24 protein-coding genes are annotated in these 25,003 nt (G+C 67.5%); 5 read left to right on the forward strand and 19 right to left on the reverse strand.

What is annotated here, in order from left to right:
• Nucleotides 1-86: 86 nt before the first annotated feature.
• Nucleotides 87-653 (reverse strand): type 1 glutamine amidotransferase domain-containing protein, encoded by a 567-nt coding sequence (locus B5520_RS09685; RefSeq protein WP_079596859.1) that lies wholly within the window; start codon nucleotides 651-653, stop codon nucleotides 87-89.
• A 236-nt stretch (nucleotides 654-889) separates the two neighbouring features.
• On the opposite strand from B5520_RS09685, the gene B5520_RS09690 reads away from it, so the two are divergent.
• Complete coding sequence (locus tag B5520_RS09690) at nucleotides 890-2,767, forward strand: HNH endonuclease signature motif containing protein (protein ID WP_079596860.1); 1,878 nt, start codon at nucleotides 890-892, stop codon at nucleotides 2,765-2,767.
• A gap of 69 nt (nucleotides 2,768-2,836) precedes the next feature.
• Here the strand turns inward: B5520_RS09690 and B5520_RS09695 are convergent, their stop codons facing one another.
• The gene (locus tag B5520_RS09695; protein ID WP_254865542.1) at nucleotides 2,837-3,400 is read right to left on the reverse strand and encodes a TetR/AcrR family transcriptional regulator; all 564 of its coding nucleotides are present in this window, start codon (nucleotides 3,398-3,400) and stop codon (nucleotides 2,837-2,839) included.
• Nucleotides 3,401-3,585: 185 nt separating this feature from the next.
• On the opposite strand from B5520_RS09695, the gene B5520_RS09700 reads away from it, so the two are divergent.
• Complete coding sequence (locus tag B5520_RS09700; RefSeq protein ID WP_079596862.1) at nucleotides 3,586-3,852, forward strand: hypothetical protein; 267 nt, start codon at nucleotides 3,586-3,588, stop codon at nucleotides 3,850-3,852.
• 10 nt (nucleotides 3,853-3,862) lie between these two features.
• Here B5520_RS09700 and B5520_RS09705 read toward each other — a convergent pair whose 3' ends face one another.
• From B5520_RS09705 to dacB, 15 genes are all read right to left on the reverse strand, one after another.
• A complete protein-coding gene (locus B5520_RS09705; protein ID WP_079596863.1) occupies nucleotides 3,863-4,780 on the reverse strand; it encodes a 4-phosphopantoate--beta-alanine ligase in 918 nt (305 codons plus the stop codon).
• A gap of 2 nt (nucleotides 4,781-4,782) precedes the next feature.
• The gene (locus B5520_RS09710) at nucleotides 4,783-5,676 is read right to left on the reverse strand and encodes a Rossmann-like and DUF2520 domain-containing protein (protein WP_079596864.1); all 894 of its coding nucleotides are present in this window, start codon (nucleotides 5,674-5,676) and stop codon (nucleotides 4,783-4,785) included.
• Nucleotides 5,669-7,231 carry a PH domain-containing protein gene (locus B5520_RS09715; protein ID WP_104443471.1) on the reverse strand — a complete coding sequence of 521 codons (1,563 nt, stop codon included), beginning with the start codon at nucleotides 7,229-7,231 and terminating at the stop codon, nucleotides 5,669-5,671. Before B5520_RS09715 ends, B5520_RS09710 begins: the two co-directional genes overlap by 8 nt.
• A gap of 47 nt (nucleotides 7,232-7,278) precedes the next feature.
• Nucleotides 7,279-7,791 (reverse strand): PH domain-containing protein, encoded by a 513-nt coding sequence (locus B5520_RS09720; RefSeq protein ID WP_079596866.1) that lies wholly within the window; start codon nucleotides 7,789-7,791, stop codon nucleotides 7,279-7,281.
• Nucleotides 7,772-8,320 (reverse strand): DUF3180 domain-containing protein, encoded by a 549-nt coding sequence (locus B5520_RS09725; protein WP_079596867.1) that lies wholly within the window; start codon nucleotides 8,318-8,320, stop codon nucleotides 7,772-7,774. Before B5520_RS09725 ends, B5520_RS09720 begins: the two co-directional genes overlap by 20 nt.
• Nucleotides 8,317-8,862 carry a 2-amino-4-hydroxy-6-hydroxymethyldihydropteridine diphosphokinase gene (gene folK / locus B5520_RS09730; RefSeq protein WP_079596868.1) on the reverse strand — a complete coding sequence of 182 codons (546 nt, stop codon included), beginning with the start codon at nucleotides 8,860-8,862 and terminating at the stop codon, nucleotides 8,317-8,319. The genes B5520_RS09725 and folK overlap by 4 nt, the downstream gene beginning before the upstream one ends.
• A complete protein-coding gene (gene folB / locus B5520_RS09735; protein ID WP_079596869.1) occupies nucleotides 8,859-9,269 on the reverse strand; it encodes a dihydroneopterin aldolase in 411 nt (136 codons plus the stop codon). Before folB ends, folK begins: the two co-directional genes overlap by 4 nt.
• 13 nt (nucleotides 9,270-9,282) lie before the next feature.
• Nucleotides 9,283-10,203, reverse strand: a complete 921-nt coding sequence (folP, locus tag B5520_RS09740) for a dihydropteroate synthase (protein WP_079596870.1) — start codon at nucleotides 10,201-10,203, stop codon at nucleotides 9,283-9,285.
• Nucleotides 10,204-10,213: 10 nt separating this feature from the next.
• On the reverse strand, nucleotides 10,214-10,858 hold the full coding sequence (folE, locus tag B5520_RS09745) for a GTP cyclohydrolase I FolE (RefSeq protein WP_079596871.1): 645 nt from the start codon (nucleotides 10,856-10,858) through the stop codon (nucleotides 10,214-10,216).
• A 9-nt stretch (nucleotides 10,859-10,867) separates the two neighbouring features.
• Nucleotides 10,868-12,931, reverse strand: a complete 2,064-nt coding sequence (ftsH, locus tag B5520_RS09750) for an ATP-dependent zinc metalloprotease FtsH (RefSeq protein WP_079596872.1) — start codon at nucleotides 12,929-12,931, stop codon at nucleotides 10,868-10,870.
• A 176-nt stretch (nucleotides 12,932-13,107) separates the two neighbouring features.
• Entirely contained in the window at nucleotides 13,108-14,175 is a 1,068-nt protein-coding gene (locus B5520_RS09755) for a LacI family DNA-binding transcriptional regulator (protein ID WP_079596873.1), read from the reverse strand.
• A gap of 20 nt (nucleotides 14,176-14,195) precedes the next feature.
• Nucleotides 14,196-14,747: a hypoxanthine phosphoribosyltransferase gene (gene hpt / locus B5520_RS09760; RefSeq protein ID WP_041651844.1), complete on the reverse strand. Its 552-nt coding sequence runs from the start codon at nucleotides 14,745-14,747 to the stop codon at nucleotides 14,196-14,198.
• Nucleotides 14,748-14,777: 30 nt separating this feature from the next.
• Complete coding sequence (gene tilS, locus B5520_RS09765) at nucleotides 14,778-15,836, reverse strand: tRNA lysidine(34) synthetase TilS (protein WP_079597009.1); 1,059 nt, start codon at nucleotides 15,834-15,836, stop codon at nucleotides 14,778-14,780.
• Between the two features lie 96 nt (nucleotides 15,837-15,932).
• Nucleotides 15,933-17,066, reverse strand: coding sequence for a zinc-dependent metalloprotease (locus tag B5520_RS09770; RefSeq protein WP_079596874.1), 1,134 nt, complete (start codon nucleotides 17,064-17,066; stop codon nucleotides 15,933-15,935).
• A gap of 80 nt (nucleotides 17,067-17,146) precedes the next feature.
• Nucleotides 17,147-18,649 (reverse strand): D-alanyl-D-alanine carboxypeptidase/D-alanyl-D-alanine endopeptidase, encoded by a 1,503-nt coding sequence (gene dacB, locus B5520_RS09775; protein WP_079597010.1) that lies wholly within the window; start codon nucleotides 18,647-18,649, stop codon nucleotides 17,147-17,149.
• A 155-nt stretch (nucleotides 18,650-18,804) separates the two neighbouring features.
• Between dacB and B5520_RS09780 the strand changes: the two genes are divergently transcribed.
• Both B5520_RS09780 and B5520_RS09785 read left to right on the forward strand, forming a co-directional pair.
• Nucleotides 18,805-19,293 carry an inorganic diphosphatase gene (locus B5520_RS09780; RefSeq protein WP_079596875.1) on the forward strand — a complete coding sequence of 163 codons (489 nt, stop codon included), beginning with the start codon at nucleotides 18,805-18,807 and terminating at the stop codon, nucleotides 19,291-19,293.
• A 160-nt stretch (nucleotides 19,294-19,453) separates the two neighbouring features.
• A complete protein-coding gene (locus B5520_RS09785) occupies nucleotides 19,454-20,866 on the forward strand; it encodes a carboxylesterase family protein (protein ID WP_079596876.1) in 1,413 nt (470 codons plus the stop codon).
• Here the strand turns inward: B5520_RS09785 and B5520_RS09790 are convergent.
• Complete coding sequence (locus B5520_RS09790; RefSeq protein ID WP_079596877.1) at nucleotides 20,797-21,636, reverse strand: alpha/beta fold hydrolase; 840 nt, start codon at nucleotides 21,634-21,636, stop codon at nucleotides 20,797-20,799. The genes B5520_RS09785 and B5520_RS09790 overlap by 70 nt on opposite strands.
• A gap of 125 nt (nucleotides 21,637-21,761) precedes the next feature.
• On the opposite strand from B5520_RS09790, the gene B5520_RS09795 reads away from it, so the two are divergent.
• Nucleotides 21,762-22,508: a DUF429 domain-containing protein gene (locus B5520_RS09795; RefSeq protein WP_079596878.1), complete on the forward strand. Its 747-nt coding sequence runs from the start codon at nucleotides 21,762-21,764 to the stop codon at nucleotides 22,506-22,508.
• A 15-nt stretch (nucleotides 22,509-22,523) separates the two neighbouring features.
• Here the strand turns inward: B5520_RS09795 and B5520_RS09800 are convergent, their stop codons facing one another.
• Nucleotides 22,524-24,905, reverse strand: a complete 2,382-nt coding sequence (locus B5520_RS09800) for a phosphoketolase family protein (RefSeq protein ID WP_079596879.1) — start codon at nucleotides 24,903-24,905, stop codon at nucleotides 22,524-22,526.
• Between the last annotated feature and the right edge of the window lie 98 nt (nucleotides 24,906-25,003).

The following is a 25,003-nucleotide window of genomic DNA, read 5'->3' on the forward strand; positions in this document are numbered from 1 at the left end:
TGGCCGCTGCAGATGGCAACACTCTACCGGCTGGAGTAATTCCTCCGCGCGGGATCTTTTTTCAAACCCTGAGGGAACAACAGGTGTCAGGCGATCTGGCCTGCGTGCTCGCCTTCGGCGATTTCCTCTACCAGCTTGCTGTTGAACGCGGGAAGATCGTCCGGGTTCCGGCTGGTCACCAGGCCCTGGTCAACCACTACTTCCTGATCCGTCCAGTTGGCGCCGGCGTTCCTGAGGTCCGTTTCGAGCGTGTGGTAGGACGTGACATTGCGGCCCCGCACCACGCCGGCCTCGATGAGCAGCCACGGTCCGTGGCAGATCGAGGCGACCGGTTTGTGCTGTTCGAAGAAGCTTCGCGTGAAGCCCTGCGCGTCTTTGTCCACGCGGAGGTGGTCCGCGTTGACGACGCCGCCGGGCAGGACCAGCGCGTCGTAGTCGGAGGCGTTGGCTTCTGCGACGGTGAGGTCGACGTCGAAGGTGTCGCCCTTTTCCGTGCCGTTGTAGCCCTGCAGCTTGCCGGCTTTGGGGGCCACGAGGGTGGGCACGCCGCCGGCTTCCTTTACCGCCTGCCAGGGGCTGGTCAGCTCAACCTGCTCCACACCGTCTGTCAGCAGGAATGCGACCTTCTTGCCTGTGATGCTGTGTTCTGACATTTTTCCTCCTCGTGTGAAGCGGTGTGCAGCGCGTCTGCTTCAGGGCGCGGACTACCGCTTCGAGAGTTGTTTGCCTGACGGTTTCCAGCCTAGGAAAGGTGAAAGTAATAAGCAAGCTGACTATTGGGTGGCGCGCTTTGAGGATTTACGACGGCGGCAGGCTGGCTTGACGCGCCATCTCGCCCTGACTGGGCAACGTACCAAAGAATGTCGTACCCTCCCACGATGATTTAGATATGGGAAACAGCAAAGTGATAGCAGCACCATTGGAGGGTGTTTTTTCCACTATGGCTGCCGTCAACGCGCTGTTCCTTGAAGAAGAAGGTATGAAGGCGGCCACCGTCGTTGACGGGAGCGCCGGGGTTGATGTGCTGGAACGGCAGTATGAGGTCCGGCTGAAACGGATGGGCCTCGTTTCCCGGCTGGAGGCGCAGGTCGCGGCGATTAAGGCGCGGGACGCCGCCGCGGCCCTTGAACTGCAGGAGGCGGTGATCCCGCCCACTGCTTCCCTGCAGGACCGGGTTTTTGCTGAGATGTCCGTCGTGGAGGAGATCGCCGCTGTCCTGACCATCGGTTCGGGGGCCGCCGGGGCGTTCGTCCGCCAGTCCCGGCAGTTGTGCGCGCTGCCGCCGGCCATGAATGCGCTGGCTGCCGGGAACGTGTCCTGGCTGCACGCGCGGATCATCGCCGACGAGACCGCGGACCTGGACCGGGCCGCTGCCGCCGCGCTGGTGGCACATTTCTTCGATTCGGATACGCCTCATCGGGCGCGCGGGGCCGCGCCCGGGGAACTGGTGCCGTCACGGTTCCGGCACAAGGTGCGCACCTGGCGGGAGCGGCATCACCCCGAATCCCTCGAGAAGCGGCACGCCAAGAGCGTCGCCGACCGGCGGGTGGAGCACTGCCCGGACCGCAACGGGATGGCATGGATCTCCGCGTACCTGCCCGCCGACTCCGCGTCAGCGATCTGGAACAGCACCACCGCCATGGCACGTGGCCTCCAGGGACCCCACGAAACCCGCACCCTGCCCCAACGACGCGCCGACGTCCTGGCCCACCGCCTCCTCACGCGCACCGCCTTGGCTGGCGCGGACACAGCAGGCAGCGGCCAACCCCACACCCGCAGCCAGGACCAGGCTGGCATTGATGAACAGCTCCCCGAGGCCTTCATCGGGCTCGCCACGCTCGTCGGTTCGGAGGAAACAACCGCGGACCTGGGCATCCCAGACACCGGCCATTACCCAACCAACGGGCGCATCTTCGCGAGCGGCAATCCAGACACCACAGCACCCGCTGGCCCCCTCGCCGGAAAAGTACCGGCCCCTCGGACGGACGTGCTGATCACCGTCCCGGTGTTCGCCCTACTCGGCCTCACCGATGAACCGGCCATGCTCGATGGCCACGGGCCCATCCCGGCCTCGATGGCACGGGAACTGGTCGCGGACGGGGCAACCTCCTTCTACCGGGTCCTGGTGGACCCGCGGGACGGAACGCCTCTGGAGATCGGCCGCACCAGCTACCGGCTCACGAAAGCCATGAAACAGGCACTCCGCCTCAGAGATGGCAGATGCACCTTCCCCGGCTGCAACAACCACACCCTGGACAACGACACTGACCACCTCGCAGCATGGCAGCACGGCGGAACCACCGGAATCAGCAACCTGGCACAGCTCTGCCCCAAGCACCACCGGCTCAAGCACAACAGCGCCTGGACCCCCACACCGGCCACCAAAAACGAGCCGCCCGGCTGGACCTCACCCACCGGCCGCAAATATCAAAGCGAACAACCTGACTGGGAACCACCCATCGGGCCCGACAAGCTGCAGGATCAGTCGCGGAGTGCCCTGCGGCATCCCCAAGAAGCAGGCGAGCCGGACCCCTCAACCGCCGACGGGTGGCCACCACAGGAATGGCTGGATTCGGCCCCGTCCTACTTCGAGCCACCCTGCGAAGAACCAGCAGGCGAAAACCTCATCGACCCTGACGACATCCCGCCCGACTCCCCCATATGGGATGAGCCCGTGTGGAACGACTTTTATGCCATGCCGTTCGTCCTCCCGCAGGACCCGGACAAGGACTGGGCCCTGAGCGGGTGGGCCCTGCTCCAGACCTGACCACGCCCGAGGACACTCAACGACGGCTGAGGACATGTCCAGCGCGGGACGTGGACAGTGAGTCAGGAACTACGGCTGGTGGTGCTCGATCAGCCAGCCAGCCATCTGCTGCGCACGCCTGTTGGCCTGCATGTCGCCTTCAGTAGCGGAGATGATGGACCCCTTCATGAGGATGTGCCATGAACGGGCGAACTCCTCGGGGCGCACCAGTCCGGCCTCTTCCGCCAGGACCTGCACATGCCCCCTGATTTTGGCCAGGTAATCAATGCTCGCCTGCCCCAGCGGGTGGGCGGGCCCCATCTCCAGCAGGATGTTGATGAAGGAACAGGCTTCGAAGTCCTCCCGGAGGAACCAATCACCAAAGACGTCGAAGATGGCCAGCAACTGCTCGGCAGGGGTGTTTCCGCGGCGCCGGGCCTCCGAAACAATCGCGTTGACGGTCCACTGCTTGTCACGCTGCTCAAGGAATGCCAGAACCAATGAGTCCTTCGAGGGGAAGTGCCGGTAAAAGGTTGCCTTGGCCACTCCGGACCGTTCGATCAGTTCGTTGACGCCGACGTCGCGGACACCGCGCCGCGAAAAAAGCTCGTATGCGACTGCCATGATGCGTTCCGCAGAACCGGCAGGAGTCATTGCCGCCACCGCCGGAGGAGACACGGGGGACGCTGAAAACTCTGACTCAGGATTCATCGCACTTTCAGTCTATCGCGGGGAAGACAGACCGGTCTTTCCCGCTGTAATGTTTTTCCTATGCGCAGTGCTTAGGACACCGTGGAGGCCATAAACCGGCCGCTTCGGATTGGTGCAAGGAGGCCCCGATGTCAGCAGAGCGGTTGTTCCAAAGCGTACCTTCGGACCCCGACCCTTGGATGGCCGGTGACACGCCTGCCGAAATCCGCGAGTTCGCCATCCAGTCCCTCCGCTGGCAAGCCCAGGAAATCATCGACGAAATCCTCCGCAGCAATGAACCCGCCGAAGAGCTCTCCCGTGCAAGGCTCCGCCGCTGCGTGGCCAAAAACCCGGGCCGGCCCGAACGGGCGCTCCTGGAACAGCTGATGACCAACCGGGACGTCCCGGGACTATAACAAAGGCCGGTCATGAATTCAGCGGCGCGTTGTCGATCAGCCGCACCGGCCCCACCTTGGCGGCGATAAGCGCCAGCCCCTCGCCCCGGAACGGCGTTTCGCGGCAGTTTTCGGCCAGCGGCTCGAGCGTGGCCGGATCCACCACGTCGAAGTAGTCCAGCGCCACCAGGGGCTGGGACTCCACCAAGCGGACGGCTGACTCAAGATCCAGCGGCTCCCGTGCGGCAGCCCGCTCCTCAAGCAGCCGGAGGGCCCTGGACAGCACCAGCGCGGCCTCCCGCTCTTCGTCCGACAGGAAGCGGTTGCGGCTGGACAGGGCCAGGCCCTCCGCGGAACGGACCGTGGCAACCCCCACGATCTCCACCGGAAAATTCAGGTCCGCCACCATGCGCCGCACCAGCGCCAGCTGCTGGGCATCCTTCTGGCCAAAGTACGCACGGTAGGCGGGAAGGCCTGAACCATCCGAACCACCCCCGGCCAGCCCCGCGGCGGGCATGCCGTAATGCAGCAGTTTGGCCACCACCGTCAGGGCACCGTCAAAGTGCCCGGGACGGGAAGCGCCCTCCCACTTCTCCCCCAGCCGGCCGGACGTTACGCGCACCAGCGGCTCACCCCCCGGGTACACCTCCTCCACCGACGGCGCGAACGCAAGGTCCACGCCCTCGGCTTCCAGCAGCGCCAGGTCTGCCTCCAGCGTGCGCGGGTACCGGTCGAGGTCCACGGCGTCGCCGAACTGCAGGGGGTTGACGAAGATGCTGGCCACCACCACGTCGTTCTGTTCGACGGCGGTGCGCGCCAATGCGGCATGGCCTTCGTGGAGTGCACCCATGGTGGGCACCAGGCCCTGGGAAGCACCCTGCCTGGAAGTCAGCAGACGTGCGCTTTCGGCGTGCAGATCGCCAACCGTCGTGACGAGTTTGATGGGCATGATCAGTCCTCCCTCGGTTCGAGGGCCTTGCGCAGCCCCTCCAGCTGGTCAGCTTTCAGCAGGCCGCGCCCCTCGGCGCGCAGGGCTGTGGCGCGAGCCATCGCGAGGTAAGCCGCCAACACGTCACCTTGCCCGCCGCCGTCGAACTCCCGCAGCGCCTCCGCATGCGCCTGCACTGTTCCCACATCACCGCGCGCCACAGGGCCGGTGAGGGCGGATTCCCCGGAGGCCAGAGCGTTCTCCAAGGTTGCGCGCAGCAGCGGACCCAGCATGCGCCCGGGCAGGTCAACGCCCACCTCAGCCAACAGTTGCGAGGCCTGCGCCACCAGGGTGACCAGGTGGTTGGACCCGTGCGCCAGGGCCGCGTGGTACAGCGTCCTGTCCGCTTCGGCGATGGCTACGGGCTCCGCGCCCATCTCCACCACCAGCGCCTGCGCGATGGGAAGCATGGCGGCGTCGGCCGTGACACCGAAGGTGCAATCCAGCAGGCGCGTCAGGTCAAGGCTCATCCCGGTGAACGTCATGGCCGGGTGCAGCGCCAACGGGACAGCGCCTGCAGCCCGCACCGGATGCAGGACACCCACCCCGAACCTGCCCGAGGTGTGGGCCACCAGTTGGCCTGGCTGCCAGGCGCCGAGCTTGGCCAGACCCTCCACCAGGTCCGGCAGGGCGTCGTCCGGCACCGCGAGCAGCACAAGTTCCGCCCGCTCCACGATGTCCTGCACCTCAAGGATGGGGACGCCGGGGAGCAGCGTTTCGGCCCGTTCACGGCTCGCGTCGGACACCGCTGAGACACCTACGACGGCGTGTTCCGCCGCGCGCAGGGCGGCGCCGAGGACCGCGCCCACTTTCCCGGCGCCAATGATTCCGACGCCGAGGCGTCCGGGTTTAGCCATGCTGCGGGCCTTCCTGGGTTGGGGCATGCGGCGCCCGGGTTTCGACAGGCTCAACCACCGAGGACGGCTCAACCACCGGCGCGGGCCTGGTTTCGGCGGGCTCAACCACCGGGACCGCTACCTGCCGCAGCCACTGTTCCGTTGTTTGCCGTTTCCTGGCCAGCCGGGCGCGTGCCGACTGTTCGTTGAAGAGGGCCCGCGCCTCGTCCACGCCGGCCTGGGTCAGCCGCGGCGCGACAGGGCCGGCGGTGGTGTGAAGCACCAGGTCGGCAACCCTGAACCGCCGTGCCAGCGGCCCCTGGTGCAGTGCCATGGATTGCGTTCGCTGGTGCGGAACCACCACGAGCTCCCGCCACCAGCGGCCGGAGCGGATTAGGAGGGCGGTGTCCGTCGCGGCAAACCCGTTCCGGCGCCATCCCAGCGGGGCAAGTATCCGCGCCCGGCGCGGCGTGGTGACGAATCCGCCGTCCGAATCCAAGCCGGTGAGCCCGGCACCAAAAACGGCGGCAGGCTGGGCAGTGCCTGGATCCGGCAGCACCAGGGCGAGCATGTTCATGGCGTCCTCGAGCTTGCCGACGGGCAGCAGGGTGGTGCGGGAGGTGCCCTCTCCGGCGTTCTCCACCAGGCCGTAGCCGGCCACGTTGACCTGCATCCGGTACCAGCCGAACGGACGCCACAGGGGCGGCTGGGCAATCTTGAGTGCCTGGATCCGGCCGGGCGGCAACGTCTGCGCCTGCGTGTCCAGCAGCCCGTACCGCAGCCTGATGCCGTCCGGCGAAATGGCGGCCGTGAAGTTGTAGCCCTTGTTGAAAAGGGTCCAGTAGCTGGCGGCGAGGCCCAGCGCGGCTGGAATCAGATAAAAGTAGAAGCTCTGGTTGTCGGTGACGGCGGAAAGAACCACGGAGGCCACACCGCCCACCGCCACGAAAAAGCTTTGTTCGCTCAGCAGCAACGAACCGACAAGGCGCGACGGCGGCACCGACAGGACCGGGTATTCCGGCGCCTCGGGCGCGGCCTCGCCAGGGCCCTCGACGCCGGTGCTCACCCCGGCGGCCCGGGCCAGGATGGTGGCGCGGAGCTGCCGGGCGTCATCCATCTTCAGGTAGGCCAGCCGCACGGCCGACTCCCCGGCGTCAGCAACCTCGAACTTGAGTTCGGCCAGGCCGAAGATGCGCGCCAGCAGGGGCTGGACGATGTCGATAGCCTGGACCCGGTCCAGCCGCGCCTGCCGTTGCTGCCGGAAGAGGAAGCCGGTGTTGACCCGGACGTAGCCGCCGGACACCTGGTACTTGGTGAAGTACCAGGTCAGGACGAAGCCCAGGACGGCGATCAGCAGCATGGCCGCACCGCCCGCCAGCAGCCACGGCGCCCGGCCTGCCAGCTCGTCCGTGAACACGGGCCGGCCCTGCAGCATCCGCTCAAAAATATCGCGGCCAAAGAAGAAGCCGATGGCGGCCAGCGCTACCCAGCCGCGGACAAAAGGCGACGCCGGGTGCACACGCAGCCACCCGTCGTCGGGCGCGGCACTGTCTGCGGCAGCCGGTCCGGCGGGCAGCGGCGAACTGCCCGGCGCCCCCGTACCGGGGACCTGCCTGTCAGCGGTCACAGTCCTGCCAGCCTGGCTTCGCCGCGCGCCGCCAGCTGTTCGCGGAGCCGCGCGCCTTCGGCGGCGGGCAGGCCCGGGATCTTGGCATTGGTGCCCGGCGCGGCAGTGTGCAGCTTGAGCGTGCACAAACCCAGCCCGCGTTCCACCGGGCCCACGCCGATGTCCACGTACTGCATCCTGCCGTAGGGAACGGCCATGGTGCGCTGGAAGAAGATCCCGGTCCTGACCAGGAGGTCGTCGTCGCGCTCGGCATAGCCGATGGCCCGGACCTGGCGCGGGATCAGCACGAGGCGCCAGAGGGCCAGCACCAGCATCGCCGCGGGAAGGGCGACGGCCAGCCACAGCGGCGGCCAGCGCCATACGCCAAGGAGGACAAAGAGCAATGGCAGGGAGAGCAGCAGTACCGCGACGAGGTTGCCCACGGCCCACTCCACCAGCCGGACGGTGATGTACTTGGGCGAGACGCGCTGCCAGGCGATGCCCGGCGGATCAATCGCCTCGGTATGCATATTCGCCTTCCCCCGCGGCTTCGCCACGGACCTGGCGCCCGGGCTTGCCGTCAACACCCTTGGTGTCGCCGTCCTCCGGGGGAATCTTGCAGAAGCGCTCCACCAGGAGGCCAACCACGATCATCACTAGTCCCCCGCCGGCCATGGCCAGGGCCAGCCAGGTGATGCCCTGGTCGCTGCGCAGGCTCCAGATCCGCAGCTGGTCCAGGAAGATGCCCACGTGCCAGCCCAGCAGCACGGTTCCGGCGTAGGCGCACGCCTGGGCCAGGACCAGGGTCCGGGCTGCCAGCAGGGGATCGAGCACCGTCTTCTTTTTGGCGTTGGCGTTCGTAATGCTGTTGCGCCACCTCAGGACCCGGATGCCCAGGATCAGGGTGATGGCGACGATGACGCCCATCGTGGCCAGCGCCGTAGCGGGCAGCACGGGAGTGGCCATGCTGTACCGGCTGGTCACCACGGTGGCCGCCCAGCCCGCGACTGCCAAAATGATGCCGATCAGCATGAGGCGCAGCGGGTTGATGGGCTTCATCGTTCTTCCACCGCCCCGGCAGTGGGCATGCCATCGAAGTCGCCGAAGCCGTCGAACGGGGCAAGATCGCCGTAGTCCGCCGCCCTGGCGGCCAGCGCGCTGATGCGTTCACCGTTCAGGGTTGCCGCGGGTTCGATCAGCGACCACGGGTACAGCACAAAGGCGCGTTCGGCGGCGCGCGGATGAGGCAGGGTCAGCACGGGGTCGTCGCTGCGTAGGTCGCCGTAGGTGATGACGTCGACGTCGAGCGTCCGCGGCCCCCAGTGCACCTCGCGGACACGGTGGTGCTTGTTCTCCACCGCCTGGCAATGTGCCAGCAGTTCCAGCGGAGCCAGGCTGGTTTCCGCGGTGATGACCATGTTCAGGAAGTCGGGCTGGCCTGCCGGGCCGCCCAGCGCCTTGGTCTGGACCACCGGGGACACCGCCAGGAGGCGCACCTCCGGCGGGTCGACAAGATCTGCGACCGCCTCGGAGAGGGTGTCGTTCCGTTCCCCCAGGTTGCTGCCAAGAGCCAGCACTACTCTGGCATAACCGGCATTCACGGTGTCCCCCCATTGAAGGTTGACTCCTGGCGGACGGGATTCCCGGGGACCGGATTCCCGCGGTGGACGGTGACGGCCACGTCGCCGAAGGGAACCTCGATGGGCGCCTGCGGTTTGTGCACGGTGATCTCCACGGCGTGGAGCCGGAATTCGGCCAGCAGGCTGTCCGCGATCCGGACGGCCAGGGCTTCGATCAGGTTCAGCGGCTCGCCCGAGACCCATTCGGTAATACGCTGGGCCACCTCGCCGTAGTGCGCGGTGTCGCGGACGTCATCGGACTCCGCCGCCGCGGCGAAATCCAGGTAAAGCACTGCGTCCACAACAAAAGGCTGGCCCTCGCGGCGTTCAAAATCAAACACTCCGTGATGGCCGACGGCAGTCACACCGGTCAGCGTAATTTTGTCCATGGGTCCCCCGGCCCTACTGAGTTTTGGGTACTGCGGCCATGCGGGCGGCAACCTTGACGGCGTCCAGGCTGGAGCCGACGTCGTGCACGCGGACGGCCCAAGCGCCGCGGTAGGCACTGACGGCGGTGATTGCGGCGGTAGCGCCGTCGCGCTCCTCCGGGGACGCGGACTTGCCGGCCACGGTGAGCAGGGTTCCAAGGAACCGCTTGCGGGACGCACCCACCAGGACCTTATGTCCCAGGCTGTGCAGCTGGTCCAGGTTCTGCAGGAGTTCCCAGTTCTGGGCATCGTTCTTCGCGAAGCCCAGGCCCGGATCGATGATGATCTGGTCCTGGCTGACGCCGGCGGCATAGAGCTTGTCCCGCACGCCGGCCAGTTCAGCCACTACGTCCCCTGCCACGTCCGTGTACTCGGCAAGGGAATTCATGGTGCGGGCGTCGCCGCGGCGGTGGGTCAGGATGTACGGAACCTTGGACGCAGCCACAAGCTCTGCCATTTCCGGTTCGATGCTGAGGCCGGAGATGTCGTTGATGATGGCGGCCCCGGCTTCCACAGCGGCCGCGGCGGTGGCGGCATGGGTAGTGTCGATGCTGACCAGCGCACCGGCCTTGACTAGCGCCTCAATAACGGGGATGACGCGGCGCTGTTCTTCTTCGGGGCTGACGTCTTCGGCGCCGGGCCGGGTGGACTCTCCCCCGACGTCGATGATGTCCGCACCGGCGTAGAACATGCGCAGGCCGGCGGCGATGGCGGTGTCGGACGTGGCGTGCTTGCCGCCGTCGCTGAAGGAATCAGGGGTGACGTTCAGGATTCCCATGACCAGGGTGCGGTCGGTGGGCAGGTCTTCGAAACGGGCGGCCGGCCGCGGTTTGCGCAGGATGGGCAGCGGCGAAGTTGCGGGCCCGGTTCCCGGGGCTGCAGCGAGTGAGTCCATGGTCTGTTTGTTACCTTCCGAGGATGAGGCTCATGGCTTCGGCGCGGGTGGCCGGGTCATGAAGCTGCCCGCGGACCGCACTGGTGACGGTCTTCGCTCCGGGCTTGCGGATACCGCGCATTGACATGCACATGTGTTCGCATTCAACAACGACGATGGCGCCCCGCGGCTTGAGGTAGCGGACCAGCGCCTCAACGATCTCAGTGGTGAGCCGCTCCTGCACCTGCGGGCGGCGGGCATAGATGTCCACAAGCCGGGCCAGCTTGCTCAGCCCGGTGACCTTGCCCTCATGCGAGGGGATGTAGCCGACGTGGGCCATGCCGTGGAACGGCACCAGGTGGTGCTCGCACGTGGAGTAGAAGGGGATGTCCTTGACCAGGACCAGTTCCTCATGGTCAAGGTCGAACGTGGTGGACAGGACATCCGCGGGGTCATGGTGCAGCCCGGCAAAAACCTCGGCGTAGGCTTTGGCCACCCGTTTGGGGGTGTCCACCAGGCCGCCGCGGTCCGGGTCTTCACCGATGGCGAGAAGGATCTCCCGGACGGCCGCCTCGATCCGGGGCCGGTCCACTTTCTGGTGCTTGGAGTGGGAGGATCCGTCCTCCGCCGGGTATCCGGCGGAGGCGGGAACGTCGTCGTCGTCGAAGTGAGTCACAGAGAAAGCTTAGCCGCGAAGGGTGTCCGGCCCCGATTCGGGGACGCCGCCCTGAAACGGTGCGTCTTCCGTAACGCCCTGCGGATGCGGAGGGTTGGCGTCCAGCGGCTCGTCCAAACGGGCCTGCTTGGCTTCTTCCTGCGCCTCGCGCTCGGCCCTCTCCTGGCGGCTTTCCACGGGGCCGGCCATCTGGACGGGGCGGGTCTCCTTGGACAGCCATACCTCGCGGAAGTCGCGCTTGCGGATGTCGCGGAAGATGTCGGCGATCTCGGCCTGGTTCAAGGTTTCGCGTTCCAGGAGTTCGAGCGCCAGCCGGTCCAGGACCTCGCGGTTCTCGGTGAGGATGGCGTAGGCCTCGTCATGGGCCTGGTCGATGAGGCGGCGCACTTCCTCGTCCACCACGTAGGCGATCTGGTCGGAGTAGTTGCGCTCGTGGCCGGCATCGCGGCCAAGGAACGGCTCGCCGCCGCCCTGGCCGAGCCGGACAGCGCCCACCCGCTCGCTCATGCCGTACTCGGTGACCATCTTGCGGGCGGTTCCGGTGGCCTTTTCGATGTCGTTCGAAGCGCCGGTGGACGGATCGTGGAACACGATTTCTTCGGCCACGCGGCCGCCCATGGCGTAGGCCATCTGGTCCAGGAGTTCGTTGCGGGTCACGGAGTACTTGTCGTTGTCCGGAACCACCATGGTGTAGCCCAGGGCACGGCCGCGGGGAAGGATGGTGATCTTGGTGACGGGCGCGGAGTTGCGCAGGGCTGCCGCCACGAGCGCGTGGCCGCCTTCGTGGTAGGCGGTGATCTTGCGCTCGTGTTCCTTCATGACGCGGCTGCGCTTCTGCGGGCCGGCCATGACGCGGTCGATGGCCTCGTCCAGGGCGCGGTCGTCAATGAGGTTGGCGTTGGAGCGGGCCGTGAGCAGTGCGGCCTCGTTGAGGACGTTGGCAAGGTCGGCGCCGGTGTAGCCGGGAGTCTTCTTGGCCACGGCCTTCAGGTCCACGCCGGGCGCCATCGGCTTGCCCTTGGAGTGCACCTGCAGGATCTGGTCGCGGCCGATCAGGTCCGGCGCTTCCACGCCGATCTGGCGGTCGAAGCGGCCCGGGCGCAGCAGTGCGGGGTCCAGCACGTCGGGGCGGTTGGTGGCGGCGATGAGGATGACGTTGGTCTTGACGTCGAAGCCGTCCATTTCAACCAGCAGCTGGTTGAGGGTCTGTTCGCGTTCGTCGTTGCCGCCGCCGATGCCGGCGCCGCGGTGGCGGCCGACGGCGTCGATTTCGTCCACGAAGATGATGGCCGGGGAGTTCGCCTTGGCCTGTTCGAAGAGGTCGCGGACACGGGAGGCACCCACACCGACGAACATTTCCACGAAGTCGGAACCGGAGATGGAGAAGAAGGGAACGCCGGCCTCACCCGCGACAGCGCGGGCCAGGAGGGTCTTACCGGTGCCTGGCGGGCCGTAGAGCAGCACGCCCTTGGGGATCTTGGCGCCAACGGCCTGGAACTTGGCCGGTTCCTGCAGGAATTCCTTGATTTCCTGGAGTTCCTCCACTGCTTCGTCAGAACCGGCGACGTCGGCGAAGGTCACCTGCGGCATGTCCTTGCTGACCATCTTGGCCTTGGACTTGCCGAACTGCATGATCTTGGAGCCGCCGCCCTGCATCCGGGTCATCAGGAACCAGAACAGCGCGCCGAGCAGGATGACGGGAATCAGGAGGGAGAGGAGGCCGGAGAACCAGTTGCTCTCGATGGGCTGGTCCGTGTAGCCGCCGCTGAGGTCAGAGGCGGTGACAGCCCTGACGATGTCCTCGGCGCGGGCGTCCACAAAGTAGAACTGGACGCTCTTGCCCTTGTCCTGCCCTTCCAGGTTCAGGTTTTCCTTCAGCGTCAGGTCAACACGGTTTTCACCATCGAAGATCTTCGCCTGCTCCACCTGGTTGCCGGAGAGTAGTTCGAGGCCCTTATCGGTGTCAATCCGTGCCGCACCGCCGGGAGCCAGCGTTGCAAAAGCCACAAGGAGCAGACCGACCACAACGACGATCCAGATGCCCGGGCCCTTGAAAAAGTTCTTAGCTTTCATCTGTTCGGGGGCTGGCCCCGTCCCTTCTGGTAGTGCTGCACGGCGAGTAGTTTGCGCGCGTGATGGTGCTGCGTCAGCTTCTAGCTATACACCGTCCGGAGTAGATCACGCATGATGGAAAGCAAAAGTTCCCTGTGGGCGTAGCTACACGGAGGGGTGGGGCCTGTGCGGTGGTCCTACTGCCGCGGCGGCGCAACGGACTCCCGGATGACCAGCGGACACTCCAGGGTGGTGGTTCCGGCGTCGGGGTCATCACCGCCGGTTCTGCCTTCGAGGGTGTCGATCAGGTGGTTCACGGCCCAGGCGCCCATTTCGTAGTGGGGCAGCCCCACGGTGGTCAGCCCGGGGTGGAGGCTGCCGGCAATCAGTGCCTGGTCGTCGAATCCGATGATCGAGAGATCACCCGGGACGGACAGCCCCAGCTCGGCTGCCGCGCGGTACGCCCCCATGGCCATGCGGTCGTTGTAGCAAAAAAGGCCCGACGGCGGGTTGCCACCGCTGAGGATCCGGCCGGCTGCCGTATATCCCCCGGCGGCAGCGGACGAAGCCGCCACAACAGGGGCGGCTTCGCCGTCGAGGCCTGCCCGGGTCAGGGCCTCCCGGAAACCGCGGAGCCGCTGCGAGGTGGAGGGCACGTCCTCCGTGTTGTTAATGAACCCGATGCGCGTGTGGCCGGCGGCGAGAAGGGCATCGACTGCAGCCGTGGCGCCGCCGTGCTCGTCCGGCACAACAGCCGGAAAACCGCCGTCCGCGGTCACGGCATCCACAAGGACCGCTGGCACCCTGGCGAGGTTGGCGGGTGCCTCAAGGTACCGGTGGTACATGGTGGCGTAGAGGATCCCGTCCACCTGGCGTTCCAGTACGGCCTCGACGTCGCGTTCCCGGGACGCCCGGCTCGCCGATCCCGCGGTGTTGATGACCATCAGGGTGTAGCCGCGGGCACGGGCGGCCTCATCCGCGCCGAGGATGATCCGGCCGGCGTGCGGGGTGGTGGCGACGTCCTCGCTGACCAGCCCGAGCACCCCCGTGCGACGGCTGCGCAGGGCCTGCGCCACGCGGTTGGGACCGTAGCCCAGCTCCAGGGCCGCGGCCTTCACCTTGCCGCGGGTTTCCGGGCTGATCCGCGCGTAGGAAACGTCGTTCAGGACGTGCGACACGGTGGTGGCGGACACCCCTGCCGCCAATGCCACATCCTTGATGCCGATGTTCCTGTTCAGCCGGCCTTCCCTTTCAACGGCGCGCATCAGAGGGCGCGGAAGGTGGCTTACTCGTAGACGTGCGGCGCGAGGGTGCCCACAAAGTCCAGGTTGCGGTACTTCTCGGCGTAGTCCAGGCCGTAGCCAACAACGAACTCGTTGGGAATGTCGTAACCGACGTACTTGACGTCGATCTCCACCTTGGCGGCCGTGGGCTTGCGGAAGGCGGTGCAGATTTCCACCGACGCGGTGCCGCGGGATTCCAGGTTGGTCTTCAGCCAGGAGAGCGTGAGGCCGGAGTCGATGATGTCCTCGACGATCAGCACGTCCTTGCCCATCAGGTCCGTGTCCAGGTCCTTCAGGATGCGGACCACCCCGGAGGACTGGGTGCCGGAGCCGTAGGAGGAAACAGCCATCCAGTCCATGGAAATGTGGCTGTGCAGCGCACGGGCCAGGTCCGCCATGACCATTACGGCACCCTTGAGCACACCGACAATGAGGATCTCGCGGCCTTCATAGTCCTTGTCGATCTGGGCAGCGAGTTCGGTGATCCGCTGCTGGATCTGTTCCTTGGTGTAGAGAACGTGCTTGAGGTCTGCCTGGACGTCGTTTGAATCCACCAATGGCTCCTGTGTAGATGCGGGGTGCGACTATTTTGTGGGCGGTTTTTGAGGCCGGAACACTAGCTTCCCACAGCGCGGCCCTTCACGGGGAACGGAGCCGGGGTTATCCGAGCCGGCAGGCCGGCCGGCGGCGGGCGACGCGTCGAGCTGCGCGAGGGACAGCCGGTAGGCGCTCACCCCGCCCGGAAGTTCAACGGGGCCCGCGGAGCCCTGCCTCCTCAGCAGCGCCTCCGCCGCCAAAAGGCGCTTGTAGCTGGGCTGCTGCCCGCCGACGTCGGCCGCGGCCTTGGCGATCACGCGGAACCTGATGGCGGGGGCCAGGGCGCGCAACGCCTCCTCCGGAAGGCTGACTTCCGGCCCGTTCCGTTCGGCCAGGGAGGCGAAGGTGGCTTCCGCCACATCCTCGAGGTAGTCGGCGTCCAGCTGGAGAATGGACGCCGTCCGGGCAAGGGATTCGGCGACGCCGGGCCCCAGTTTTTCCTCCAGGTGCGGGAGGACTTCGGTGCGGGTGCGCGACCGGGCGAAGGACGGGTCCGTGTTGGTGGGATCGTGCCAGGGGTCCAGCTCCTCCACCTCGCAGATCTCTTCCGTGTCCGCCCGGCGAAGCCCCAGGAACGGCCGCAGCAGGATACCCCGGGCGGGCCGCATTCCGGCCAGCGAACGGGTACCGGAGCCCCGGGCCAGGCCCAGCAGCACCTGTTCAGCCTGGTCGTCCAGGGTGTGTCCGAGCAAAATCGCCTCCGCGCCCTGGCCGGCCGCAGCCGCTTCCAGCGCTTCATGCCGGGCGTCCCGGGCCGCGGCTTCAGGGCCCATGCCGGTGCCTGCCACGGTCACGGTCCGGATCTCCACGGGGGCCAGCCCGAAGTTCTGCAGCACCTCCGCGGTGTGCGCGGCCACCTGGCCGGAGCCTTCCTGCAGCTGGTGGTCCACCACCACGGCGCCGACCGTTACCGGGTGGCCATCAACATGGCCGCGCCGTGCGAAGTAGGCCGCGACGGCGGCGAGCGCCAGGGAGTCCGGCCCACCGCTGCAGGCCACCAGGACGTGATGCGGATAGCCGGCCTCGGCGAGTGCATTCTGGACCATTTTCCGCGCGGTGCCGACGACGGGCGCCAGCCTCCCGGGCCGCCGCCGGCCGCTGCCGGCCGGGGAAGGAAGGGAAACGCGGGGAACGTCAGGCAATTACAGGCCCATCCGGTTCAGCCACAGCTTGGCGTCGTGGATCTCCGGTTCGGTGGGCAGGTGATCAGCGGACTCCCAGACCCTGTTGAAGCCGTCCATTCCCGCAACGTCCACCACGGCGCGGACGAACCGGGCGCCGTCAGAGTACTGGCGCATCTTGGCGTCCAGTCCAAGGAGGCTGCGGATGAACTTCTCGATCACGCCGCGGTCCTTGCCGCGGTCGTTGAACCGCTGCCGGATGGTCTTGACGGACGGGACGATGCTGGCATCCACACCGTCCATCACCACGTTGGCGTGGCCCTCCAGCAGGCTCATGACGGCGGTGAGGTGCGAGATGGCAGCCTTTTCCTCCGGGTCCTGCAGCAGGTCCAGGATGGCGCCGCGGCCGGGAGTGTTTCCGGTGGCGGAGCGGTCCTTGAGCGAGCGGGCTGCGGCGGTTGCCCGCTCCATCAGCGAATCGACATTGCCCAGCAGGTGTCCGCTCAGGTCGTCGATCTGCTGCAGCATGTGGTGGCGCAACCAGGGCGCGGCGGCGAACTGCACCCGGTGGGTCTGTTCGTGCAGGCACACCCACAGGCGGAAGTCCTCGGGCGCGACGTTCAGTTCGCGTTCCACGGAGATGATGTTCGGGGCCACGAGCAGGAGCCTGCCCCCGGCGGGCGCGTTGGAGCCCTCGGCCAGCGCGGCGAAGGGATCGTACTGGCCAAGGACCTTGCTGGACAGGAACGCCAGGACGGCGCCCAGCTGGCTGCCGGTGATGGCGCCGCTGACGCTGGCAGCTGCCGGGCTGAGGGAGCCGCGGCGGTTTTCCAGCATCTTTTCCATCGCGGGCTTCAGCATCACGGCGAAGCTCTGGGTGTTGGCCTTGGCCCACGAGGCACGGTCCACCACCAGCACGTTGGAGTCGCGGAGATCCCTGGCAGCTTCCAGCCCGCTGATTTCGTGGACGTGCTCCACCGAGGCGTCCGCGAGCCGGCGCAGGCTGTCCACTGCCTCGCCGATTGCGGCATGGCCCAAATCAGGCCCGGCAGGAGCCAGCCGTGCCGCGGTGGACGCGGCAAGGTCCCAGTTGATCAGGGCCTGGGCCGGATTGGACAACGTTTGTGCTGACGACTCACCTGCAGTGGACTCCATAAGTCCCATCAGAACACAGCAGGCCGGGGATCGTCCTTAAGTTCGCTCACCGGCGAACCACGGCGGCGGCAACCACGCAGCTAGCGGCAGCCGCAGGCGGCGAGGGCTGTTGCGGCCTGGTCCAGGGCCACCCTGTTGCCCGCGGCACCCGGGGTGAGACCGTTTCCGATGAAGGAAAACACCAGGAGCCGCCCGTCCGCATCCACCACGTAACCGCTCAGCGCCAGCACCGTGTTCAAGGTTCCGGTCTTGGCGCGCACCAGCCCGGCGCCGCCCGCCGTCGATTCCTCCCCGTATCTCGCGTCCAGGGTGCCTGTCAGGCCGGCAACGGGAAAACCGTCCAGCGCCTCGCGGAGCCTGCTGTCCGTGCCGGACGTGATGGCGCGGACCACCTCGGCGAACTGGCGGGCCGAGACCTGGTTGCCCATGGCCAGCCCGCAGACATCCACAAGTTGCATGGAGTCCGAGGGGATTCCGGCCTCTGCAAGCTGCGCGCGGACAGCCGCCGTGGCGCCGTCGTTACTGCCCGGCAGGCCGGCTGCCACGGCAGCCATCCGGCCCAAAGCCTCGGCCAGGTAGTTGTCGGAGACCTGCAGCATCAGGTCAACCTGCTCCGCGACGGTGGCCGACTGCACTTCCGCCAGGACCGGCGGGGCGGCAGTTTGACCGGCGGGCGCGGGTGCACGTTCGACGGCGGCGGCCACGGTCAGCCCCGCCGCGGCACCTGCCTGACGCAGCCGGGCGGCGAATTCCTCCGCTGCCGTGATGGCGGAATCCTGCGGGCGCGGCCCGGCAGTGACGGCAGGATCGAAGCGTGCCGAATGCAGCGCCAGCGGGTAGAGCGGGGCCACCTCACCGGCAGCCACATCCCCGGCCTGCCATGCCGGATTAAGGGCGGGGCCAGTGAAGAGGGAATCGTCCACCAGGACCTTGATCTCCCCCAATGTTCCGGCAGCCTGCAGCGCTTCTACCGTCAGGGCCGCCAGCGTGGCCAGGCCGCCGTGGCCCATCACCTTTTCAGCGGCCGATTCACCGGAGCCGAGCAGGACGTCGCCGCCGCCCTTCAGGACCACCTGATCGGCTGTGGGGCCGGCGGTCACGGTGGTGCTGAACCGGCGGTCCGGGCCCAATGAGCGCAACGCGGCGACCGCGGTCAACAGTTTCAGGTTCGACGCCGGCACGCGGCTTTCGGAGCCGCCCCGGTCAAAGAGAACCTGGCCGGTCACCGCATCCTGGACCAGCCCCGTGAAAGTACCGCCGCCGTCGGTCTTCAACACCGGGTCCAGCCGAGCGGTGACCGCCTCCGGCGACGGCATGTCCGCGGAGGCGTCCAGCTGGGCAAGCCCCTCCGGGGCTGACAGTGTGGCCGGAACCTGCTGCCATTCGGGAGCCGGCGGTGCGGGGGCAGGGGGCTCGGGTCCGAGGAACCCGGGGGCCACCAGCAGGGCCGCCGGGACGGCGAGGGCAACCAGGAGCGCAGTGAGCAGGACGGCAGGCCAAGAGCTCTTCACGGCTGCCAGCCCGCTGTCCGCAGCCCGCCGGACGCGGTCAGTCCACGCGTCCGTGACGGTTGTTTTGGTCATGCTGGTGCCGGTCCTCAAGTCCTGAAATATCCCCACAAGTTCCTGATTCCAGGGCCTCTCGCTATATCCTCAATAGTAGTCGGCGGCACGGACACTCCTTTTTGTGGGCCCGTCAGATGTGCCGCGCACCCCCTGCAATTGCCGAGGAGCATTCCATGAAGCATGACGTGACCATCGAGATCCCCAAGGGATCACGCGTCAAGTACGAAGTTGACCACGAGACCGGCCGCGTCCGCCTGGACCGCGTCCTCTTCACCTCCATGCAGTACCCCACGCACTACGGGTACTTCGAAAACACCCTCGGCGAAGACGGCGACCCCTTGGATGCACTGGTGCTCCTGCAGGACTTCGACCTGCACCCGGGCGTCATCGTGGAGTCCCGTCCCATCGGCGTCTTCAACATGACGGACGACGGCGGCGGAGACGCCAAGATCCTCTGCGTCCCGGTTGACGCCCGCTTCGACCACATCCAGGAAGTCAGCGACGTCAACGACTTCCTGATCAAGGAAATCGAGCACTTCTTCACCCGCTACAAGGACCTGGAGCCGGGCAAGTGGGTCAAGGCCGAGGGCTGGGGCGACCGCGCCGCCGCCGAAGCCGAACTGGAAGCCTCCATCAAGCGTTACGTACCCACCGGCCACTAGTCCCCACCGTCTCCCTCACCTCGCTTCGCTCGGTCAGGGAACCCTGACGGCGTGGGCCCAGCCATCGACGCGGGGTCACTCCGCGCCCAATCCGCCGCCGGATTTGGGCCGGAAGTGACTCCGCGTTGTTGCTTAAGGGTTGTGGTTTAAGGTGGGTTCGGTGAACTCCGCACCTGTTTTCAGCCCGCCCTGCGGACCCGTCACCGGGTGGCGGGACGGGGATGTCCTCCGCGCCACCGGCATTCCCTATGCCACGGCCGCCCGGTTCCAGCCGCCCGTCCCGGTGCCGGACTGGAGCCAGCCTTTTGCTGCCACCTCGCCCGCACCGGCCTGCCCGCAGGGGCCAGTCCCGTTCCTCGACGACGTCCTGGGCACCCGGTACGGCGAGCTCCCCGGCAGCGAAGACTGCCAGAACCTGTCCATCACCATGCCTGCCGACGTGTCCCCGGATGAACGGCTGCCCGTCATGGTGTGGATCCATGGCGGGTCCTACACCACCGGGTCCGGCGACCTCGCCATCTTCGATCCCGCAGTCCTGGTGGCCGAGAACCGGGTGGTGGTGGTTTCGGTGACCTACCGGCTGGGACTGTTCGGGTTCCTGGCCACGCGCACGGGCCGGCCCGGGAACCTGGGACTGCTGGACCAGCTCGAGGCGTTCCGGTGGGTCCGACGCAACATCGCAGCGTTTGGCGGTGACCCCGGCCGGGTCACCGCATTTGGGCAGTCCGCCGGCGGTGACGCCATCGCCCACCTGATGGCCACCCCGGAAGCGCCGCAGCTCTTCCAGCGTGCCATCATCCAGAGCGCACCGCTGGGCATTGCACGCGGCCGGGCCAAAATGAACCATGCCATGGGGATCGCCGCGGAGGCCGTCACCGGGGAAACTCCGGCCATGGACGTGGTGGAACGGGAGAACCACGTGGCCCAGGTGGCCCGCAGGTTCGGGATGCTGGCTGCCATGCCGTTCGGGACCCAGTACGGGCATGAACCGCTGCCGGAGGAAGCCGGAATCGAGGAGGCCTGGAACCGCTCAGCTCCCGGGATCGAGGTGCTGATCGGGCACACGTCCGAGGAAGCCCGGCTGTTCCTGCCCCGCAGCCCGCACCTCAGCAGGCTCGGCACGGTGCCGGTGGTGGGTGATGCGGCGCTGCGGGCCATCAACTGGGTGGTCACCGAGACCGTCTACGGCTGGGCTGCGCGGAAGTTCGCCCGCCGGCACACCCGGGCGGGCGGGAATGCGCACCGCTACATCCTGCACTGGCACGCCCCCGGCAACATCTTCGGCGCCGCCCACACCATTGACCTCCCGCTGCTTTTTGGCAACCGGAGCACGTGGGACGGGGTGGGGCTGATCGCCGGCGCCGGCTGGGAGGACGTAAACGCTGTGGGCCGGCAGCTGCGGGCGCTCTGGGCGGGCTTTGCCCTGGGTGAAGACCTTGGTTCGGAGGGCGGGATTCCGGGCGTACTCACCTACAGGTCGGAGCGCAGGCCACCCCACCCGCGTCAGCGGCCCCGTGTGCTGGCAGCCGTGCTGCGGATGGTTTCCACCAGGATGTCCTGGCGCTGGAAGTAGGCGTTGTGTCCGGCGTCCTGGACGACCACGAGGCGCGCACCGGGCACCGTAGCGGCAACATGCTCTGCCCCGCGGCGGATGCGCGGCCTTTCCTCATCCCCGATCAGCAGCGCCAGCGGGCTGGAGATGGATTCCAGTCCCCGCTGGAACGAGTCCACGTCCTGCGGGTCGGCGCTGAGGAACTCGCCCTGGCTCTGTTCCAGGCTCCGCGGGTGGCGTGCCGCTTCTATGGCGGCAGCGGTGGACCGGACCCGGATGTAGCGGGCGTAGTCGAGCGGGTTTTCCGCGATCCACTGCTCGGTGAAGGAGTTTCCCACGCCCAGCCAGATCCGTTCGTCTGCATCAAGCGAGCTGAAGACCTCGAACTTCTCCGGCTGGCCGGGGTGTCCCGGAGGCGGCACCACCAGCGGCCAGCCCATGCCGCAGACCACCAGGGCAGCGGCACCGCCAGGGTTTCGCACGGCCCAGCGGAGCGTGGTCATGCCGCCCATGGATTGCCCCACGATGACAGGGTTTTCCAGGCCGAGGGAGCCCAGAAAGTGTTCAAGCTCTGCGGCCCGGTCAACCAGCGGGCCCTGCCGCGGGGAGTTCGAGGACCAGCCATGGTCGTAGGTGTCGTAGGACAGGACCCGGAAGTCCTGCTCGAGTTCGCGGATGATCGGCTCCCAGCAGGCGGCCGCCGAGGCGTGGCCGTGCAGGAGCACCACCGGCTGGCCCTTGCCTGAGTCCGTGTAGTGGATGTCGTTGCCGAGTACATCAAGCCATGGCATGAAGATGATCCTTTCGGGCCCGGTCAGCCGGATGGCCCACCAGGCACCAGCCTTTCAGAACCGGGACGGGGCGTCATCCGGCGTCCACTGCGGCAGCGGGGTTCCCGGAGGTAGAGTCTGGTCACGTGAAAACGCTCGGAGTGGATCTGGCAGCCGCCACGAAGAAGACCGCGGCGGCGGTCATCGAATGGCTCCCGGGTTCTGCACGGCTGGTGCACCTGTCCCTGGACGTGGACGACCAGGAGATCGTGGAGCTGTTCGGCGCCACGGACATGACCGGCGTAGATTGTCCTGTGGGGTGGCCAGACGCACTCATTCCCTTCCTCACCGGACACCTCGCCCTCGACCCGGCGCCTGTTCTGGAGCATGACGGGATAGCGGGCCGGCGGCTGTTGGCATACCGCGACACGGACCGGTTCGTGACGGGACAGACAGGCCTGATCCCGCTCAGCGTCTCGGCAGACCGGCTTGCGCATCCGGCCATGCGGTGCGCGGTCATCCAAGCAAAAATCGCCGCGCTGCACGGGCCCCAGGCCCGCGACGGCTCAGGCCAACTGGCTGAGGTCTACCCGGCCGCGTCGCTGAAAGTCTGGGGGCTCAACGGGCGCGGCTACAAGGGCCGCGCCGAGACAGAACGCCTTGGCCTCCTGCTTGACAGCCTCACGGCGCAGGCGCCGTGGCTGGACCTGGCCGGGTACGGGAACAAACTGGCCGGATCGGACGACCTGTTTGACGCCGTCGTCGCTTCCCTTACCGCCCGCGCGGTGGCCCGCCGGCTGACCCTGGTGCCGGACCGGGCCCACGCGGCCGCCGCCCGCACGGAGGGCTGGATCCACCTGCCCTCCGCGGGACTCGACGCGCTGGTCGAATAGGACGGCGCTGCTCCGCTAGGAAAGCTGCCAGTTCCGGATCCCCTCCGGGTCCTCGCCGTCCGTCCGGGTGTGGTCAAAGGCCCGCATGCGGCGGTCCTGGAGGTCCTGCCGCAGGAGCGAGTGCTTCTCAGCCAGCCCCGGCACGCGGTCGATGGCGTCGATGGCCAGCTGGAAGCGGTCGATGCCGTTCAGCATGGCCATGTCGAAGGGCGTGGTGGTGGTGCCCTCTTCCTTGTAGCCGCGCACGTGCAGGCCTTCCTGGTTGCTGCGCCGGTAGGCCAGCCGGTGGATCAGGGCGGGATAGCCGTGGTAGGCGAAGATGATCGGCTTGTCCCTTGTGAAGATCCCGTCAAAGTCGCGGGCCGGGAGTCCGTGCGGGTGCTCGCTTTCGTCCTGCAGCCTCATCAGGTCCACCACGTTGACCACCCGGACTTTCAGCCCCGGCGCACCTTCCCGCAGGAGTTCCGCGGCGGCCACGGTCTCCACGGTGGGTACGTCGCCGGCGCAGGCCAGCACGACGTCGGGCTCCTCGCCGGGCACCTCGGACCCGGCGAAGGTCCAGATCCCCAGCCCGCGCCGGCAGTGGTTCGCGGCGTCCGCCGGCCCCAGCCAGGTGGGTGAAGGCTGCTTCCCGCTGACCACGATGTTGACGTAGTCCGTGGACTCCAGGCAGTGCTCCATCACGGACAGCAGCGTGTTGGCGTCCGGCGGCAGGTACACCCGGATGACCTCCGCCTTCTTGTTCACGGCATGGTCGATGAACCCGGGATCCTGGTGTGAGAACCCGTTGTGGTCCTGCTGCCACACGTGCGAGGACAGCAGGTAGTTCAGCGAAGCCACGGGCTGGCGCCACGGCAGGGTGCGGTGCACCTTCAGCCACTTGGCGTGCTGGTTGAACATGGAATCGACAATGTGGATGAAGGCCTCGTAGCAGCTGAAGACGCCGTGCCGGCCGGTGAGGAGGTAGCCTTCCAGCCAGCCCTGGCACAGGTGCTCGCTCAGCACCTCCATGACCCTGCCGGACCGCCCAAGGTGCTCGTCGACGTCGTCAATCCGGTACTGCCACACCTTGTCGGTGACCTCGTAGACGTTCTGCAGCCGGTTGGACGCCGTCTCGTCGGGGCCGAAAAGCCGGAAGGTTTCCTTGTTCAGCGAGATGACGTCCCGCATCCAGGAGCCCAGCGTGATCATGGGGCTGACCCGTTCGGTTCCCGGCTGGGCAACCTCGACGGCGTGGTCCCGGTAGGCGGGCAGCTTCAGGGCGCGCCGGAGCAGGCCGCCGTTCGCGTGCGGCGTGGCGCTCATCCGGAAGGCCCCCGTGGGGGCACCCTCGGCGACGTCGGGCCGGAGCCGGCCGTCGCCGTCGAACAGTTCTTCCGGCCGGTAGGACTGCAGCCACTCCTCAAGCTGGCCCAGGTGCCCACTGTTGGTGCGGACCTCGGAGAGCGGGACCTGGTGGCTGCGCCACGTGCCCTCCACCTGCAGCCCGTCCACGTAGCGCGGCCCGGTCCAGCCCTTCGGCGAGCGCAGGACGATCATGGGCCAGCGCGGCGCGCCGTCTTCCCCTGCGTCCGGATCGGCCGAGGGTGACCGGTGCACGTCCTGGATGGCACGGATGTCCGCGAGGCACCGGTCCAGCGCCTCCGCGAAGTCCCGGTGCGCCTTTTCCGTGGCAGCCGGATCGTCCACCGTGACGAAGTACGGCTCGTGGCCGTAGCCGCGCAGCAGGTGTTCCAGCTGCTGTTCGGGCATCCGCGCAAGGACCGTGGGGTTGGCAATCTTGTAGCCGTTGAGGTGCAGGATGGGCAGCACGGCGCCGTCGGCCGCGGGGTCCAGGAAGTTGTGGGAGTGCCAGCTGGCGGCCAGCGGTCCGGTCTCCGCCTCGCCGTCGCCAATGACGACGGCGGTGACCAGCTGGGGGTTGTCGAACACTGATCCGTAGGCGTGCGCCAGGGAGTACCCGAGTTCGCCGCCCTCGCTGATGGAGCCGGGGCTTTCCGGGGCGGCATGGCTGGGGATTCCGCCGGGGTAGGAGAACTGGCGGAAGAGCTCGGCCAGGCCCGCTTCGTCGTTGCCCACGTGGGCATAGATCTCCGAGTAGGTGCCTTCCAGCCAGGCATTGGCGACGACGGCGGGGCCGCCATGGCCGGGACCGGCCACGAAGAGCATCTCGGTGGAGTCGCGGCGGATGACGCGGTTCAGGTGGGCGTAGACGAAGTTCAGCCCCGGGGTGGTCCCCCAGTGGCCCAGCAGGCGGGACTTGGTGTGCTCTGCCTTGAGCGGTTCGCGCAGCAGGGGGTTGGCTCGGAGGTAGATCTGGCCCACCGAAAGGTAGTTGGCTGCCCGCCACCAGCGGTCGACGAGTTCGAGTTCTTCCTGCCCCATGCTGCCGGCCATAACCATCCTCACGTCGGGTGCGCCGCCCGTCAGCGGCCGTCCCTCCATCGCAACAGATGGGCCGGGCTGAGGCAACCTCTGCCCATGCTTTGCTGCCA

This window comes from Arthrobacter sp. P2b (assembly GCF_900168295.1).
Lineage (GTDB): Bacteria > Actinomycetota > Actinomycetes > Actinomycetales > Micrococcaceae > Arthrobacter.